We start from the raw sequence: 12,438 nt of genomic DNA, 5'->3' as shown, positions 1-12,438 counted from the left end.
GGCTCGCCCCGCGAGCGGGTGGCATCTGCAAGGCCTTGGGAATCACCCCGGGCCGCTGGTCGTTGAGTACGGTTCCGGCGACGTGAGCCGCGGGGAATCATCCTGGCCGGCTGGTCGTTGAACACGGTTCCGACGACGTGAACCCCCGCGGCTTTCTGGTGGCGTGTGGCGCCTCCGGGAATGGTGGCGGGTGGCGCCTCCGGGAATGGTGGCGGGTGGCGGGTCGTTGAACATGCTTCCGGCGCCGCGACGAGGCACCCCCCGGCCCTCGCGAGCAGCCGATCCCCCCGAAGACTTTCTTGAGCGCCTGACGGTGCTCGCACCCGCGCCGGCCCCCCTGTCGGTGTGAGCGTCGATCCCCCGAATGGAGCCCCCCATGAACACGATTCTGCGTAAGAGCATTCTGGGTGTTGCTGGTCTGGCTTTCACCGGTGGCGTGTTCGCCGGTCCGGTGGCTGCGCACGCGGCGGACACCACCCACACCAAGCCGGTTGCGGTGGCGGTGCAGGGTGACAAGCTGATCCCGCACGGTGTGCAGGGTGAGCAGTCGCGTATCGACCTGAACGACGAGCAGACCGCCAACGTGAAGGCGATCATCGCCGCCACCAAGAAGGCCGGCATGGACGAGCGTGCCGCTGTCGTCTCCATCGCTACGGCGTTGCAGGAGTCGAAGCTGGAGAACCTCGGCCACCTCGGTGACCGTAACGATCACGACTCGCAGGGTCTGTTCCAGCAGCGCCCGTCCAGTGGTTGGGGCACGGTGGAGCAGATCACCGACCCGGAGTACTCCACGACGGCGTTCCTGAAGGGTCTGAAGCAGGTCGACGGCTGGCAGGACATGCCGCTGACCAAGGCCGCCCAGACCGTGCAGGTGTCGGCCTACCCGGACCACTACGCCCAGTGGGAGCAGCAGGCCGCCGACCTCGTCGCCCAGCACTGGAACAGCTGAGACGAACAAGTACGACCAAGCTGAAGGCCGGCACCCCGAACCAACGGGGTGCCGGCCTTCAGTCGCTTGCGGGGTGCGGCGCGATCTGACCCTGGCGCTGCCGGGCGGCGCAGAGTTCGGCCAGCTTCGCGTACGCGGGCGCGCCGATCAGCGCGGTCAGCTCCGGCCCGTACGAGACGTACATCGGCTCGGCGCCGACGTGCGCGTCGGTGGAGGACGTGCACCACCAGTCGAGGTCGTGCCCGCCGGCGCCCCAGCCGCGCCTGTCGAACTCGGCCAGCGTGGAGATCAGCACCTTCGTGTTGTCCGGCCGCTTGTGCCACTCCTGGTCGCGGCGTACCGGCAACTGCCAGCAGACGTCCGGCTTGTACTCCAGCGGGTGCACGCCGTCGCGCAGCGCCTGGGCGTGCAGTGCGCAGCCGCCCCCACCGGGGAAGTCGGCGTCGTTGAGGAACACGCACGGGGCGTCGACGTCGCGGGTGGCGGTACGCCGGGCCGGCGTCTTGCCGTCGACGGTGTCGTTCTCGGTCCAGTTCTTGAAGCCGCGCCGGTAGTGCTGCCACGTCTCCGGCGTCAGCCGCTTCACCGCCGCCCGGACGCGCTTCTCGTCGTCGGAGTCGGTGAAGAACGCGCCGTGCGAGCAGCACCCGTCGGCGGCGCGTCCGGCGATGATGCCATGGCAGCCCTGACCGAAGATGCACGTCCAGCGAGACAGCAACCAGGTCAGGTCGGCGCGGACGACGTGCTTCGCGTCGGCCGGGTCGACGAACTCGATCCACTCCCGTGGGAAGTCCAGCCCGACCTCGCGGCTGCGCGGGTCCTCGGGGTCGTCCACCAGCACGTGAAGCTCGATCTGCCCTGTCACTCGGACCAGCGTACGCGCGGTGACCCCGCCCGGCCGCCGAGCCGACGAAACGTGTTGGCCCTAGGGTCTTCCCCATGCGACTGGGTGTCCTCGACGTCGGTTCCAACACGGTGCACCTGCTGGTGGTCGACGCCCACCACGGCGCGCATCCCTGGCCGGCGCACTCGGAGAAGGTGGTGCTGCGGCTGGCCGAGCAGATCGGGCCGGACGGCGCGCTCACCGACGGCGGCGCGGACGGCCTGGTCAAGGCGGTCGGTATGGCCCGGGCGGCGGCTGACGGGCTGGGCGCCGAGGATCTGCTGGCGTTCGCGACGAGCGCGGTCCGCGACGCCACGAACGCCGCCGACGTGCTGGCGCGCGTCCGCGACGAGACGGGCGTACGCCTGGAGGTGCTCTCCGGCGCGGACGAGGCGCGGATGACGTTCCTGGCGGTGCGGCGGTGGTTCGGCTGGTCCGCAGGGCGGCTGCTGGCGATGGACATCGGCGGCGGCTCGCTGGAGCTGGCCGCCGGCATCGACGAGCACCCGGACGTGGCGATCTCGCTGCCGCTCGGCGCGGGGCGGCTCAGCCGGGAGCGGCTCGCCGTCGATCCGGCCGGCACGGCGCCGCCGTCGGCCGAGGCCGTGGAGGAACTGCGGGCGTACGTGAACGCGCAGCTCGACCCGGTGGTGGAGCAGTTGACAGCGGTGGGCTGGGAGCGTCCGGTGGCCACCTCGAAGACGTTCCGCACGCTGGCCCGGCTGGCCGGCGCCGCGCCTTCGGGTGCGGGGCTGTGGGCGCGCCGCAGCCTGACTCGTACCGGCCTGCGGCAGGTGCTGGGGTTCATCAGGCACATCCCGCCGGCCCAGTTGCCCGAGCTGGAGGGGGTGAGCGCGCAGCGGGCCCACCAGCTCCTCGCGGGCGCGGTGGTGGCGGAGGCGGTGATGCGGCGCCTCGACGTGGACTGCGTGGACATCTGCCCGTGGGCGCTGCGGGAGGGCGTCATCCTGCGCCGGCTGGATCAGCTCGCGCCGATGTGACAGTACGAGCGCTCTGGGTTGCTTTGCGGTTGCTCGTCCCGATGCTCGCTGGCGGTTGGAGCTACCCTCGGAGGTGTGACTTACCGCGTTCCGGTGCTCCTGTCCACGTCCTCGGTCTTTCCCGAACGGACCGCGGCGGCGTTCCAGCTCGCCGCCGAGCTCGGCTACGACGGCATCGAGGTGATGGTCTGGACCGACCCGGTCAGCCAGGACGCGGGCGCGCTGCGCGGCCTCGCCGAGCACTACGGCGTCCCGGTGCTGTCGGTCCACGCCCCGTGCCTTCTCGTCACCCAGCGGGTGTGGAGCCCCGACCCGTGGGAGCGGCTGCGCAAGGCCGCCGAGCTGGCCGAGACGCTGGAGGCGCCCACTGTCGTGGTGCATCCGCCGTTCACCTGGCAGCGTGACTACGCGCGCACCTTCGCCGACGGGCTCGACACGATCGCCGGGCAGTTCGGCGGCCTGCACTTCGGGGTGGAGAACATGTATCCGGTGCGGATGGCCGGGCGGCAGTTCGTCCCGTACGCGCCGGGCTGGGATCCGACCGAGATCGGGTACGCCTCGTACACGCTGGATCTGTCGCACTGCGCGGCCTCGCACACGGACGCGATGGCGATGGCCGACCGGATGGGTTCCGGGCTGGCGCACGTGCACCTGGGCGACGGCACCGGCGAGGGGCGCGACGAGCACCTGGTGCCCGGTCGCGGCGGTCAGCCCTGCGCGGAGATGCTCCGCTCGCTCGCCGGGCGGGGGTTCACCGGCTCGGTGGCGGTGGAGGTGACCACCCGGGGCGCGAAGAGCCGCGCGGTCCGCGAGGCGGACCTGCGGGAGTCGCTGGAGTTCGCCCGGGCCAACCTGACCGCGCCGTCGCCGGTCGACGTCTGACCGGCACGCGCCGCCCCGGCCGCCGTTCGAGCAAGGGCGGCCGGAGCGCTGCGGAGGTCAGCTCACCGGGGACAGCGGCTGCGCCGGGACGGCCTGCTCGCCGACCGCTGCGCGCTTGCGGGCCCGGTGCGCTGCCACGTGGGAGCGGGTGGCGCAGCGCTCGGAGCAGAACCGCCGGCAGCAGTTGGACGAGGTGTCCAGGTAGACGTTGCCGCAGCGGTCGTCGGCGCAGACCCCGAAGCGGGCGCTGCCGTACTCGCACAGCCACACCGACAGGCCCCAGACCGCGCCGGCCAGGTATTCGGAGGAGACCGACGCGCCCCGGCTGGTCACGTGCATGTGCCAGTCGGAGGAGTCGTGCCCGGAGATGCGCGGCTGCACCGGGAACGCCTCCAGCATCGCGTTCAGTTCGGAGACCGCGTCGGCGTCCCGGCCCGAGGTGCCGTACTCGAAGACGTCCCGGAGGCGCTTCTGCGCCCGCCGGAAGATCGCCAGGTCCCGTTCCGCGACCTCGTCGCGCATCCAGCCCTGCTCGTCCGAGAAGACGGCCCGCAGGCCGTCCAGGTCGTCCAGCCGGGCGTTGACGAGCTCGACCCCGGTCCGGGCGTACGCGTCGAAGTTCACGACACCAACGGTAGACGACTCAGAGCACACGCGGTGCGTCGATGTAGTGGGGCAGGAACCGCGCGTAACCGTCAGTGATGAGGCTCTCGCTCTCACGGACCCCGGCGCCCGCCGACTCGCCGTCCACGATCCAGCTCCCGAGCACCGTCCGGTTGCCCTCGAACTCGGGCAACGCGCGGAACTCCTGGAAGCAGAAGCCCTCGTCGCCGTAGATCCCCGGGTTGGTGATCTCCGTGTCGCCGGTCACGATGCGTACCGAGCCGCCCTCGCGGCCGAGCAGCGGCTTGGCCACGTACTCGGTCATGCCGCGCGGCGAGTCCAGGTACGCGGGCAGCAGGTAGTCGTGCCCCGGGTACATCTCCCAGAGCACCGCCAGCAGCGCCTTGTTCGACAGCAGCAGCTTCCAGGCCGGCTCGATCCAGGTGGTGGGCGTGCCCGGGTCGAGCGCGGGCCGCCCGTACGGCTCGGCCAGCATCCACTCCCAGGGGTAGAGCTTGAAGCAGGTGGTGATCGGCCGGTCGTCGGCGTCGACGAAACGTCGCCCGTCCCAGCCGACCCGCTGGATCGGCATGAGCGTCACGTCCAGCCCGGCCTGGCGGGCCGTCTCGGCCAGGTAGCCGGCGGTGATCTGGTCCTCGCCCGACTCCTCCTCGGAGGACCAGAGCACGTGTGCCCTCGGCTCGTGCAGCCCGGCGCCGATCTTGGCCCACGCGCCGACCAGCCGTTCGTGCAGGCTGTTCCACTGGTCCGCGTCCGGGCGGGTGTGCTCCAGCCAGTACCACTGCACGATGCTCGCCTCGACCAGCGCGGTCGGGGTGTCGGCGTTGTACTCCAGCATCTTCGGCGGTCCGCTGCCGTCGTACCAGAGGTCGAACCGGCCGTAGAGCGTCGGCGGGGACTCCCGCAGCGAGCGGGCGACCGCCTCGGCGGCCCACTCGGGGATGCCGAACTCGGCGTACCGGCGGCGGGCCACCACGTGCTCGGCGGCGGCCACCGACATCCGGTGCAGTTCCTCCGTGGCCTCCTCCAGCCGGAGCACCTCGTCCAGCGTGAAGGAGTACGCCGCAGTCTCGTCCCAGTACGACATGATCTCGCCGTCGGGCAGCTCGGTGTCCACGTACACCAGGCCCTGGGCCCGGATGGTCTCGTCCCAGCCGGGGCGCGGCGTGCTCGCCTCGCGGCGCACGTCAGCCGCCGCAGGAGGCGAGGTGGGTGCCGAAGCCGCCGCGCTCGGGCAGCGCGGCGGTCGGGGCGGGTTCGCCGCGCGCGGCGGTGGCCGGTGCGGGCACGAGCAGGGCGACCGCGACGGTGTCGCCGCCTCCGCCGGCCGGTCCGAGCGCGCAGTCGTCATCGTCGTCGTCGTCGTAACCGTTGTTGCAGCCGGAGAGCGCGAGGGCCAGCGCGGTCAGCGCGCCGAGCTGCACGGAGGCCGAGCGGAGCCGGCGCCGGGGGTGTCGTCGATCCACGTGAACGTTGTAGCCGATCCCCGCCAGCCGGGGGCGCCCGGGCCGGTCGGAGGACGGGAGGGGCGGGCCTCGGACGCACCCGGCGAGGGCACGGTGGTGAGCGTTACGCTCGGCTCATGCTCCGTTCCGTCATCCTCGCCGCCTCCCGGTCTACCCAGGTGGAGCGGCTCGTCGCGACGGCCCCGTTCACCCGGGACGTCGTCCGCCGGTTCGTCGCCGGCGCCGCCACCGACGACGCGCTGCGCGCCACCCGCGAGCTCGTCGCCGACGGCCAAGCGGTCACCCTCGACTACCTGGGCGAGGACACCACCACCCCGGAACAGGCGAACGCCACCCGGGACGAATACCTCACGCTGCTGAGCCGCCTCGCCGCCGCCGGGCTCACCCCGGCCGCCGAGGTCAGCGTGAAGCTGTCCGCGCTGGGCCAGATGTTCGACGAGCAGCTCGCGTACGACAACGCGCGGGCGATCTGCGCGGCGGCCGATGCGGCGGGCACCACTGTCACGCTCGACATGGAGGACCACACCACCACCGACTCGACGCTGGACATCCTGGCGAAGCTCCGCAAGGACCACCCGGGGACGGGCGCGGTGCTCCAGGCGTACCTGCGGCGGACCGAGTCGGACTGCCGGGAGCTGGCCTCGGCCGGGTCGCGGGTGCGGCTGTGCAAGGGCGCGTACAAGGAGCCGGAGTCGGTGGCGTACCAGTCCGCCCGCGAGGTGGACAAGTCGTACGTGCGCTGCATGAACGTGCTGATGTCCGGCGACGGCTACCCGATGCTGGCCACGCACGACCCGCGCCTGATCGCGATCGGCGAGGACCGGGCGCGGTGGTTCGACCGCGACCCGGGCCGGTTCGAGTTCCAGATGCTCTACGGCATCCGCCCGGAGGAGCAGCAGCGCCTTGTCGGCGAGGGCTACACGGTGCGGACGTACGTCCCCTACGGCGACCAGTGGTACGGCTACCTGATGCGCCGGCTCGCGGAGCGCCCGGCCAACCTGGCGTTCTTCGGCCGCGCGGTGCTGTCGAAGAAGTGAGTCAGTCGTTCGACCAGGCCCGGGTGCACAGCACGAGGCGGTAGCCGTCCGGGTCGGCGAACGTGACACCCCACCTGTCCCAGTACGGGCCGGCGGAGACCCTGGTCCCGCCGGCCCGTTCCAGTCTCGGGACCAGCTCGTCGTCGGCCGGGCCGTCGAGATAGAGCACTAACAGGTCCTCCCCGGTGGGACGCGGCTCGACCGCGAGCGTCGCGCCGCCGACCAGCTCCAGGTGCCAGCCGGCCCCGGGCAGCCCGAGCATCACCAGGTCGTGCTCGTCCGCGTGACCGCCCTCGTTCCGGTAGAGCACGTCCAGGCCCAGCCCCTGCGTCCAGAACCGTTCGGCGGCGGCGAGGTCGCGGCTCGGGCGGGCGAGGCGTACGTGGGTGTCGGCGGTGATCGGCATGCCCGGGATCGTGCGACCTCATCCCGGGTTGAGGTCAAGCTTGACGGAGGTTGGCTAATACCATTGGCTTTACGGCTATGACGGTTAGCCAAGTGGTGCGGGACGGCGGCACGATCGCGTACGAGGTGCACGGGTCGGGACCGCTCGTGGTCCTCTCGCACGGCATGGGGGAGAACCGGGCGGCCTTCCGCCACCTGACGCCCCGGCTGGTCGCGGCCGGTTACCGGGTCGCCTCGGTCGACGTACGCGGGCACGGCGACTCCAGCGCGCACTGGCCCACGTACGCCCCCGAGCAGGTCGGCGGCGACCTGCTCGCCGTGGTACGGGCACTCGGCGGTGAGCCCGCCACCCTGGTCGGCAGCTCGTCCAGCGCCGCCGCCGTAGTATTCGCCGCCGCCGAGGCACCGGACCTGGTGAGCGGCATCGTGCAGGTCAGCCCGTTCGTCGGCGCGCCGAAGCCGAACCCGCTGATGCGTGTGGCGCAGGCGGCAGTGCTGCGCAGCCCTCGGCTGTTCGGGCTGTTCCACCGCACGCTTTTCCCCTGCGGGCGGCCGGCCGACGACGCCGCGTACCGCAAGGAGCTGGTCGCCAAGCTGCGCGGCCGGATGGCCGCGGTGCGCGGCGTGATCGCACCGGCCGACCCGCACTGGACCGCCCGCGCGCCCGAAGTACGCCGGCCGGTGCTGGTCCTGATGGGTACGAAGGACCCGGACTTCCCCGACCCGGGCGCCGAGGCGCGGGCCGCGCGCCGGCTGTTCGCCGTCGCCGAGGCGCGGATGGTCGCCGAGTCCGGGCACTACCCGCACGCCGACCAGCCCGACGCCACCGCCGCCGACCTGGTCGAGTTCCTGGCGGTGACCGCACGTGCCTAGGGCCGGTCTGACCCCGGCGACTGTCGTGCGGGAGGCCGCCGCGCTCGCCGACGAGGTCGGCTACGAGAAGCTGACCCTGGCCGCGCTCGCCGCCCGGCTCGGCGTCGCGCTGCCGAGCCTCTACAAGCACGTCCGGGGCGTGGACGCGCTGCACCAGAAGCTCGCGGTGCTCGCCACCGCCGAGATCGCCGACGTGCTCACGGCCGCCGCCGCGGGTCGCTCCGGCGGCGACGCGTTGCGCGCCGTCGCCGCCGCCTACCGGGAGTACGCGCGGCAGCACCCCGGCCGCTACCCGGCCGCCCAGCGGGCGCCCGACCCGGCCGACCCCGAACACCTCGCCGCCGGGCAGCGCGCGGTCGGCGCGGTCCGCGCCATCCTGCTCGGGTACGGCCTCGACGGCGACGCCGCCACCGACGCCATCCGGATGTTCCGGGCCGCCGTGCACGGCTTCGTCGCCCTGGAGGCGGCGGGCGGATTCGGGCTGCCCCGCGACACCGACCGTTCCTTCGGCGAACTCGTCGCCGGTCTGGACCGTGCCTACCTCTCCTGGGAGAACCGATGAAGGCGCTGCTGCTCGGCGCGATCTTCCTGCTGGAACTGGCCCTGCTGGGCTCGGCCGGGTACTGGGGCTTCACGCTCGGCACCGGCTGGCCGGTACGCCTGCTGGCCGGGCTCGGCACGCCGCTGGTGATCGCCGTGGTGTGGGGTCTGTTCTGCTCGCCGCGTGCAGCCGTTACGCTGCCCGACCCGGCCAAGCTCGCCGTCCAGGCCGCCTGCTTCCTGACCGGCGGCGTCCTGCTGACCCTGGCCGGCCACACGGTGCCGGCGGTCGCCCTGGTGGCCCTCTGGGCAGCCGACAAGACGGCGTTGACGCTGACCGGCACCCCGATCTGAGAGATCTTGGTACGAAACGGCCCCCATCAGGGCGCTTTCGTACCAAGATCTCTCGGCGGGGCGGAACAGCGGCGGGACTCTTTCCCGGAACGCCCGATTGGTCGTACCCTTCGCCGGTGACCGACGGCGACGAGCAGCCTCCCGGCCGGACGACGGACGGCGACGAGCCTCGTCCCACCGCCGCCGCCGACCGCGCCGCCGACGCGAGCGCCGCCAGCGTCAGCGCCGCTGCCGACGCCAGCGCTGACGACACCCGCGCCGAAAACGCCGCCACTCCCGCCGGCGTGGACGCCGCCGTCGACACCATCGCACCGGCACCGGCACCGGATGCGGCGTCGTTGCCGCACCCCGCCGCTGGTCCGGCGTCGTACCCCGTACCCCTGGTGCAGCCGGACCCGGCGCGGACGGTGCGGCAACGGCGGCGGTGGCCGCTCTGGACCGCGCTCGGACTCGCGCTCGGCCTGGTGGCGGGCGCCGTGCCCGGCGTGCTCCTGCGGGAGTCGGCGCCTGATGCGGCCGGGCGGTCGGCCGCGAACGCCGACCCGGGCACGGCGGCGCAGCGGCGGCTCGGCGAGCGGATGCTCGCGCTGCTGGACCGGCAGGCCGCCGCCCTCGTCGGCGCGGACCGGGCCGGCTTCCTCGCGGTCGCCGAGCCGGCGGCCCGGCCGGCGCTGAGCCGCCGGTACGCGGCGCTGCGGGCGCTGCGGGTCACCACCTGGCGGCCGGCTGCGGACGGGGTGCCGGAGGCTGTCGAGGGGCGGCCGGGGGAGTGGCGGCAGACGGTGACAGTGGGCTACTGCTTCGTGGTGCCGGACTGTGAGCCGAGCACTGTGGAGCTGGGTGCGCGCTGGCGGCTGGCCGGGGAGGAACCCCGGCTGACCGCGCTGGAACCGTCCGAGGCGGACCCGGCCGGTGTACGGCCGTGGCAGATGAACGACCTGGCCGTGACGGTCGGCAAGCGGGTCGTGGTGGCCACCACGCCGGCCCAGCGGCGCAAGTTGCCCGGCCTGCTCGCCCAGGCCGAGACCGCCGCCCGGGCCGCGGACCGGTACGCGATCGGCGGCCGGCCGCCGGACCGGTACCTCGTCTACTACGCCGGGAAGGGCGAGTGGCAGCGCTGGTACGGAGGCGGGCGGCCGAAGTGGACAGCCGGTTACGCGGTGGGCGTCGGCGGTGGACGCCACGACGTGGTGCTCAACGCCCAGATCGTCACCCCGGCCGGCCTCGACGACCTGCTCCGGCACGAGCTGACCCACGCCGCCTCGCTGCCCGACCGGGGCTACGCCGACCGCGCGGACTGGTGGCTGGTGGAGGGGCTGGCCGAGTACGCCGGTGCCGACGGTCAGCCCGTACACCGCTACGACGGCCTGACCGAGGTGCGGGACCTGCTGCGCGGCGGCTGGTCCGGGCGGCTGGAGGCGGTGGCGCCCGCCGACGACGCGAGCGACGACCGGGTCGGCGGCGCGTACGGCGTCGGCTACCTGGCCGTACGCCATCTGGTCGACAGGTACGGCGAGCAGCGGATGCTGGACTTCTACCGGGCTGTGGTGCACCAGGGACGGACCCCGGAGCAGGCCGCCGACGAGGTGTTCGGCGACCCGTGGTCGATGCTGCACGACGACTGCGTGGCCTACGTGCGGGCCGTCGTCGGCTGAACGTCGACGCCTGTCGACGGGTCGTAGCATGGGCCGGGTGGCCCGCACTCCCTCGCCGCGGCTGCCCGCGGCCCGCCGCCCCCGTCTCGTCACAGCGGTGCTCGCCGTCGTCGCGCTGACCGGCACGACCGCCGCGTCCTGCGGCGACGACGCCCCGGCGGTCACAGTCGCCGAGGTGGGCCGCGCGCCGGTCAGCGAGGTGATCGACGCCCCGGCCACAGTCACCGCGCGGGCCGCCGCCACCCTCACCGCACCCGCCGACGGCACGCTCGCACGTCTGCGGGTGCAGCCGGGGCAGCGGGTGACCCGGGGGCAGGTGCTCGCGGTGATCGACTCGCCGTCGGCCCGGGACCGCCTGGCGAAGGCGCGGGACGCGCTGCGTGCGGCGAAGCGGGCCGGGCGGGGCACCGGCACCGGCGACCTGGGCGGCAGTCGGCGCGGCACCGACCGGGCCGCCGACGAGGCGTTCGCCGCAGCCCGCGCCGCCGCCGGCAAGGTCGGCGACCCGCAGGTACGCGCCGCGCTCCTGCTCCAGGTCCAGTCGGCGCAGCGGCAGTACGAGTCGGCCGCCCGCGCCGCCGACCGGGCCGTGGCCCAGGTGCAGCGCGGCGTCGCCGGCCTGAACAGCGCCGTCGGCGCGCTGTCGTCCGCGCAACGACTCCAGGCCCAGCAGGCGTACGACCTGGCGAAGGCGACAGTGGACGCGTTGACGTTGCGCGCGCCGATCGCCGGTGTGGTGCAGCCGGGCGGCACCCGGTCGGCGGCGCCGGCCGACCTGGCCGGGCTGCTCGGTGCGGCGGGTGGCGCGGCGGTGCCCGGTCTCGACCCGTCGGCGCTCGGCACGGGCGGGCAGGGCGGCCCGCCGCCGGGGGTGGACGACGCGATCCCGGCCGGTGGCCGGGTCACCGCCGGCACGCCGGTGCTCACCGTGGTGGACATCGGCCGGCTCGGCCTGCTCGCCGAGGTGGACGAGACCGACGTGCTGCTGGTCCGGGCCGGGGTGCCCGCCTCGGTCGAGCTGGACGCGGTGACCGGCGCGACGTACGAGGCGACTGTGCGGTCGGTGGACGTGCTGCCGACCAGCTCGGCGCGGGGCGGCGTCACCTACCGGGTCCGTCTCGACCTGGGCGCCGGCCGCCTCGGTGAGGCCGAGGCCGCTCCGGCCCCACGGCCGGGTATGAACGCGGTGGTACGGCTGCGGGTGCGGGAGGCCGCCGACGCGGTGGCGGTGCCGGCGTCGGCGGTGTTCTCCACCGACGGGCGGGACGCGGTCTGGGTGCTGCGGGACGGCCGGGCCGACCGGGTGCCGGTGACGGTGGGCGTGCAGGGGCAGGACCTGGTGCAGATCGTCGACGGCGTACGGGCCGGTGACCGGGTGGTGGTGCGCGGCGCCGACCAGGTGCGCGACGGCCAGGAACTCCGGTGACCGTACCGGCGGTCGAGGCGGTCGACGTCTGGCGCACGTACGAGCTGGACGGTGTCTCGGTGTCCGCGCTGCGCGGGGTGTCGCTCACCATCGACCAGGGCGAGTACGTGGCGGTGATCGGGCCGTCCGGCTCGGGCAAGTCGACGCTCATGCACCTGCTCGGCGGGCTGGACCGGCCCACCGGCGGCCGGCTGGTGATCGGCGGGCGGGACGTGACCACGCTCACCGCGCCGGAGCTGGCGACGCTGCGCAACGAGACCATCGGCTTCGTGTTCCAGGCGTTCCATCTGCTGGCCCGTACGTCGGCAGTGGACAACGTGGCGTTGCCGCTCGTCTACCGGGG

The 12,438-nt window shown here is 73.7% G+C and carries 15 protein-coding genes; 10 read left to right on the top strand and 5 right to left on the bottom strand.

Going from position 1 to position 12,438, the window contains the following annotated elements:
• The first annotated feature begins 376 nt into the window (after positions 1-376).
• A complete protein-coding gene (locus ABD52_RS33045) occupies positions 377-949 on the top strand; it encodes a hypothetical protein (protein WP_047894319.1) in 573 nt (190 codons plus the stop codon).
• Between the two features lie 58 nt (positions 950-1,007).
• Here ABD52_RS33045 and ABD52_RS33040 read toward each other — a convergent pair whose 3' ends face one another.
• On the bottom strand, positions 1,008-1,814 hold the full coding sequence (locus ABD52_RS33040; protein ID WP_047894318.1) for a hypothetical protein: 807 nt from the start codon (positions 1,812-1,814) through the stop codon (positions 1,008-1,010).
• 74 nt (positions 1,815-1,888) lie between these two features.
• Between ABD52_RS33040 and ABD52_RS33035 the strand changes: the two genes are divergently transcribed.
• Together ABD52_RS33035 and ABD52_RS33030 are read left to right on the top strand one after the other, a co-directional pair.
• On the top strand, positions 1,889-2,833 hold the full coding sequence (locus ABD52_RS33035) for a Ppx/GppA phosphatase family protein (RefSeq protein ID WP_013475139.1): 945 nt from the start codon (positions 1,889-1,891) through the stop codon (positions 2,831-2,833).
• Between the two features lie 75 nt (positions 2,834-2,908).
• Positions 2,909-3,715 carry a sugar phosphate isomerase/epimerase gene (locus tag ABD52_RS33030; RefSeq protein ID WP_013288771.1) on the top strand — a complete coding sequence of 269 codons (807 nt, stop codon included), beginning with the start codon at positions 2,909-2,911 and terminating at the stop codon, positions 3,713-3,715.
• A gap of 57 nt (positions 3,716-3,772) precedes the next feature.
• Here ABD52_RS33030 and ABD52_RS33025 read toward each other — a convergent pair whose 3' ends face one another.
• From ABD52_RS33025 to ABD52_RS33015, 3 genes are read right to left on the bottom strand one after another with little or no spacing between them, the layout of a single operon-like run.
• On the bottom strand, positions 3,773-4,339 hold the full coding sequence (locus tag ABD52_RS33025; RefSeq protein WP_013288770.1) for a CGNR zinc finger domain-containing protein: 567 nt from the start codon (positions 4,337-4,339) through the stop codon (positions 3,773-3,775).
• A gap of 19 nt (positions 4,340-4,358) precedes the next feature.
• Positions 4,359-5,525, bottom strand: coding sequence for a glutathionylspermidine synthase family protein (locus ABD52_RS33020; protein WP_013288769.1), 1,167 nt, complete (start codon positions 5,523-5,525; stop codon positions 4,359-4,361).
• 1 nt (position 5,526) lies between these two features.
• The gene (locus ABD52_RS33015; protein ID WP_235437627.1) at positions 5,527-5,805 is read right to left on the bottom strand and encodes a hypothetical protein; all 279 of its coding nucleotides are present in this window, start codon (positions 5,803-5,805) and stop codon (positions 5,527-5,529) included.
• A 116-nt stretch (positions 5,806-5,921) separates the two neighbouring features.
• On the opposite strand from ABD52_RS33015, the gene ABD52_RS33010 reads away from it, so the two are divergent.
• A complete protein-coding gene (locus ABD52_RS33010; RefSeq protein ID WP_013288767.1) occupies positions 5,922-6,842 on the top strand; it encodes a proline dehydrogenase family protein in 921 nt (306 codons plus the stop codon).
• A gap of 1 nt (position 6,843) precedes the next feature.
• Here ABD52_RS33010 and ABD52_RS33005 read toward each other — a convergent pair whose 3' ends face one another.
• Entirely contained in the window at positions 6,844-7,248 is a 405-nt protein-coding gene (locus tag ABD52_RS33005) for a VOC family protein (RefSeq protein WP_047894316.1), read from the bottom strand.
• A gap of 77 nt (positions 7,249-7,325) precedes the next feature.
• On the opposite strand from ABD52_RS33005, the gene ABD52_RS33000 reads away from it, so the two are divergent.
• The 6 genes from ABD52_RS33000 to ABD52_RS32975 form a co-directional block, all read left to right on the top strand.
• Entirely contained in the window at positions 7,326-8,120 is a 795-nt protein-coding gene (locus tag ABD52_RS33000) for an alpha/beta fold hydrolase (RefSeq protein WP_047894315.1), read from the top strand.
• Positions 8,113-8,682 carry a TetR/AcrR family transcriptional regulator gene (locus ABD52_RS32995; protein ID WP_013475145.1) on the top strand — a complete coding sequence of 190 codons (570 nt, stop codon included), beginning with the start codon at positions 8,113-8,115 and terminating at the stop codon, positions 8,680-8,682. Before ABD52_RS33000 ends, ABD52_RS32995 begins: the two co-directional genes overlap by 8 nt.
• Positions 8,679-9,014, top strand: a complete 336-nt coding sequence (locus ABD52_RS32990) for a YrdB family protein (RefSeq protein WP_047894314.1) — start codon at positions 8,679-8,681, stop codon at positions 9,012-9,014. Before ABD52_RS32995 ends, ABD52_RS32990 begins: the two co-directional genes overlap by 4 nt.
• Positions 9,015-9,130: 116 nt before the next feature.
• Positions 9,131-10,669: a hypothetical protein gene (locus ABD52_RS32985; protein WP_047894313.1), complete on the top strand. Its 1,539-nt coding sequence runs from the start codon at positions 9,131-9,133 to the stop codon at positions 10,667-10,669.
• A gap of 28 nt (positions 10,670-10,697) precedes the next feature.
• The gene (locus ABD52_RS32980; protein ID WP_047894312.1) at positions 10,698-12,095 is read left to right on the top strand and encodes an efflux RND transporter periplasmic adaptor subunit; all 1,398 of its coding nucleotides are present in this window, start codon (positions 10,698-10,700) and stop codon (positions 12,093-12,095) included.
• On the top strand, positions 12,092-12,438 hold a 347-nt coding region (locus ABD52_RS32975), incomplete at its 3' end, for an ABC transporter ATP-binding protein (RefSeq protein WP_047894311.1). The genes ABD52_RS32980 and ABD52_RS32975, both read left to right, overlap by 4 nt.

Origin of the sequence: Micromonospora sp. RV43 (assembly GCF_001029515.1) — a bacterium.
Taxonomy (GTDB): domain Bacteria; phylum Actinomycetota; class Actinomycetes; order Mycobacteriales; family Micromonosporaceae; genus Micromonospora; species Micromonospora aurantiaca.
This window is presented reverse-complemented; position numbering and strand designations above follow the sequence as displayed.

Bases quoted from the DNA above. Each gene is read 5' to 3' on its own strand.
- ABD52_RS33005 (WP_047894316.1), bottom strand. From the start codon at position 7,248: ATGCCGATCACCGCCGACACCCACGTACGCCTCGCCCGCCCGAGCCGC.
- ABD52_RS33010 (WP_013288767.1), top strand. From the start codon at position 5,922: ATGCTCCGTTCCGTCATCCTCGCCGCCTCCCGGTCTACCCAGGTGGAG.
- ABD52_RS33045 (WP_047894319.1), top strand. From the start codon at position 377: ATGAACACGATTCTGCGTAAGAGCATTCTGGGTGTTGCTGGTCTGGCT.
- ABD52_RS33035 (WP_013475139.1), top strand. From the start codon at position 1,889: ATGCGACTGGGTGTCCTCGACGTCGGTTCCAACACGGTGCACCTGCTG.
- ABD52_RS33000 (WP_047894315.1), top strand. From the start codon at position 7,326: ATGACGGTTAGCCAAGTGGTGCGGGACGGCGGCACGATCGCGTACGAG.
- ABD52_RS32980 (WP_047894312.1), top strand. From the start codon at position 10,698: ATGGGCCGGGTGGCCCGCACTCCCTCGCCGCGGCTGCCCGCGGCCCGC.
- ABD52_RS32990 (WP_047894314.1), top strand. From the start codon at position 8,679: ATGAAGGCGCTGCTGCTCGGCGCGATCTTCCTGCTGGAACTGGCCCTG.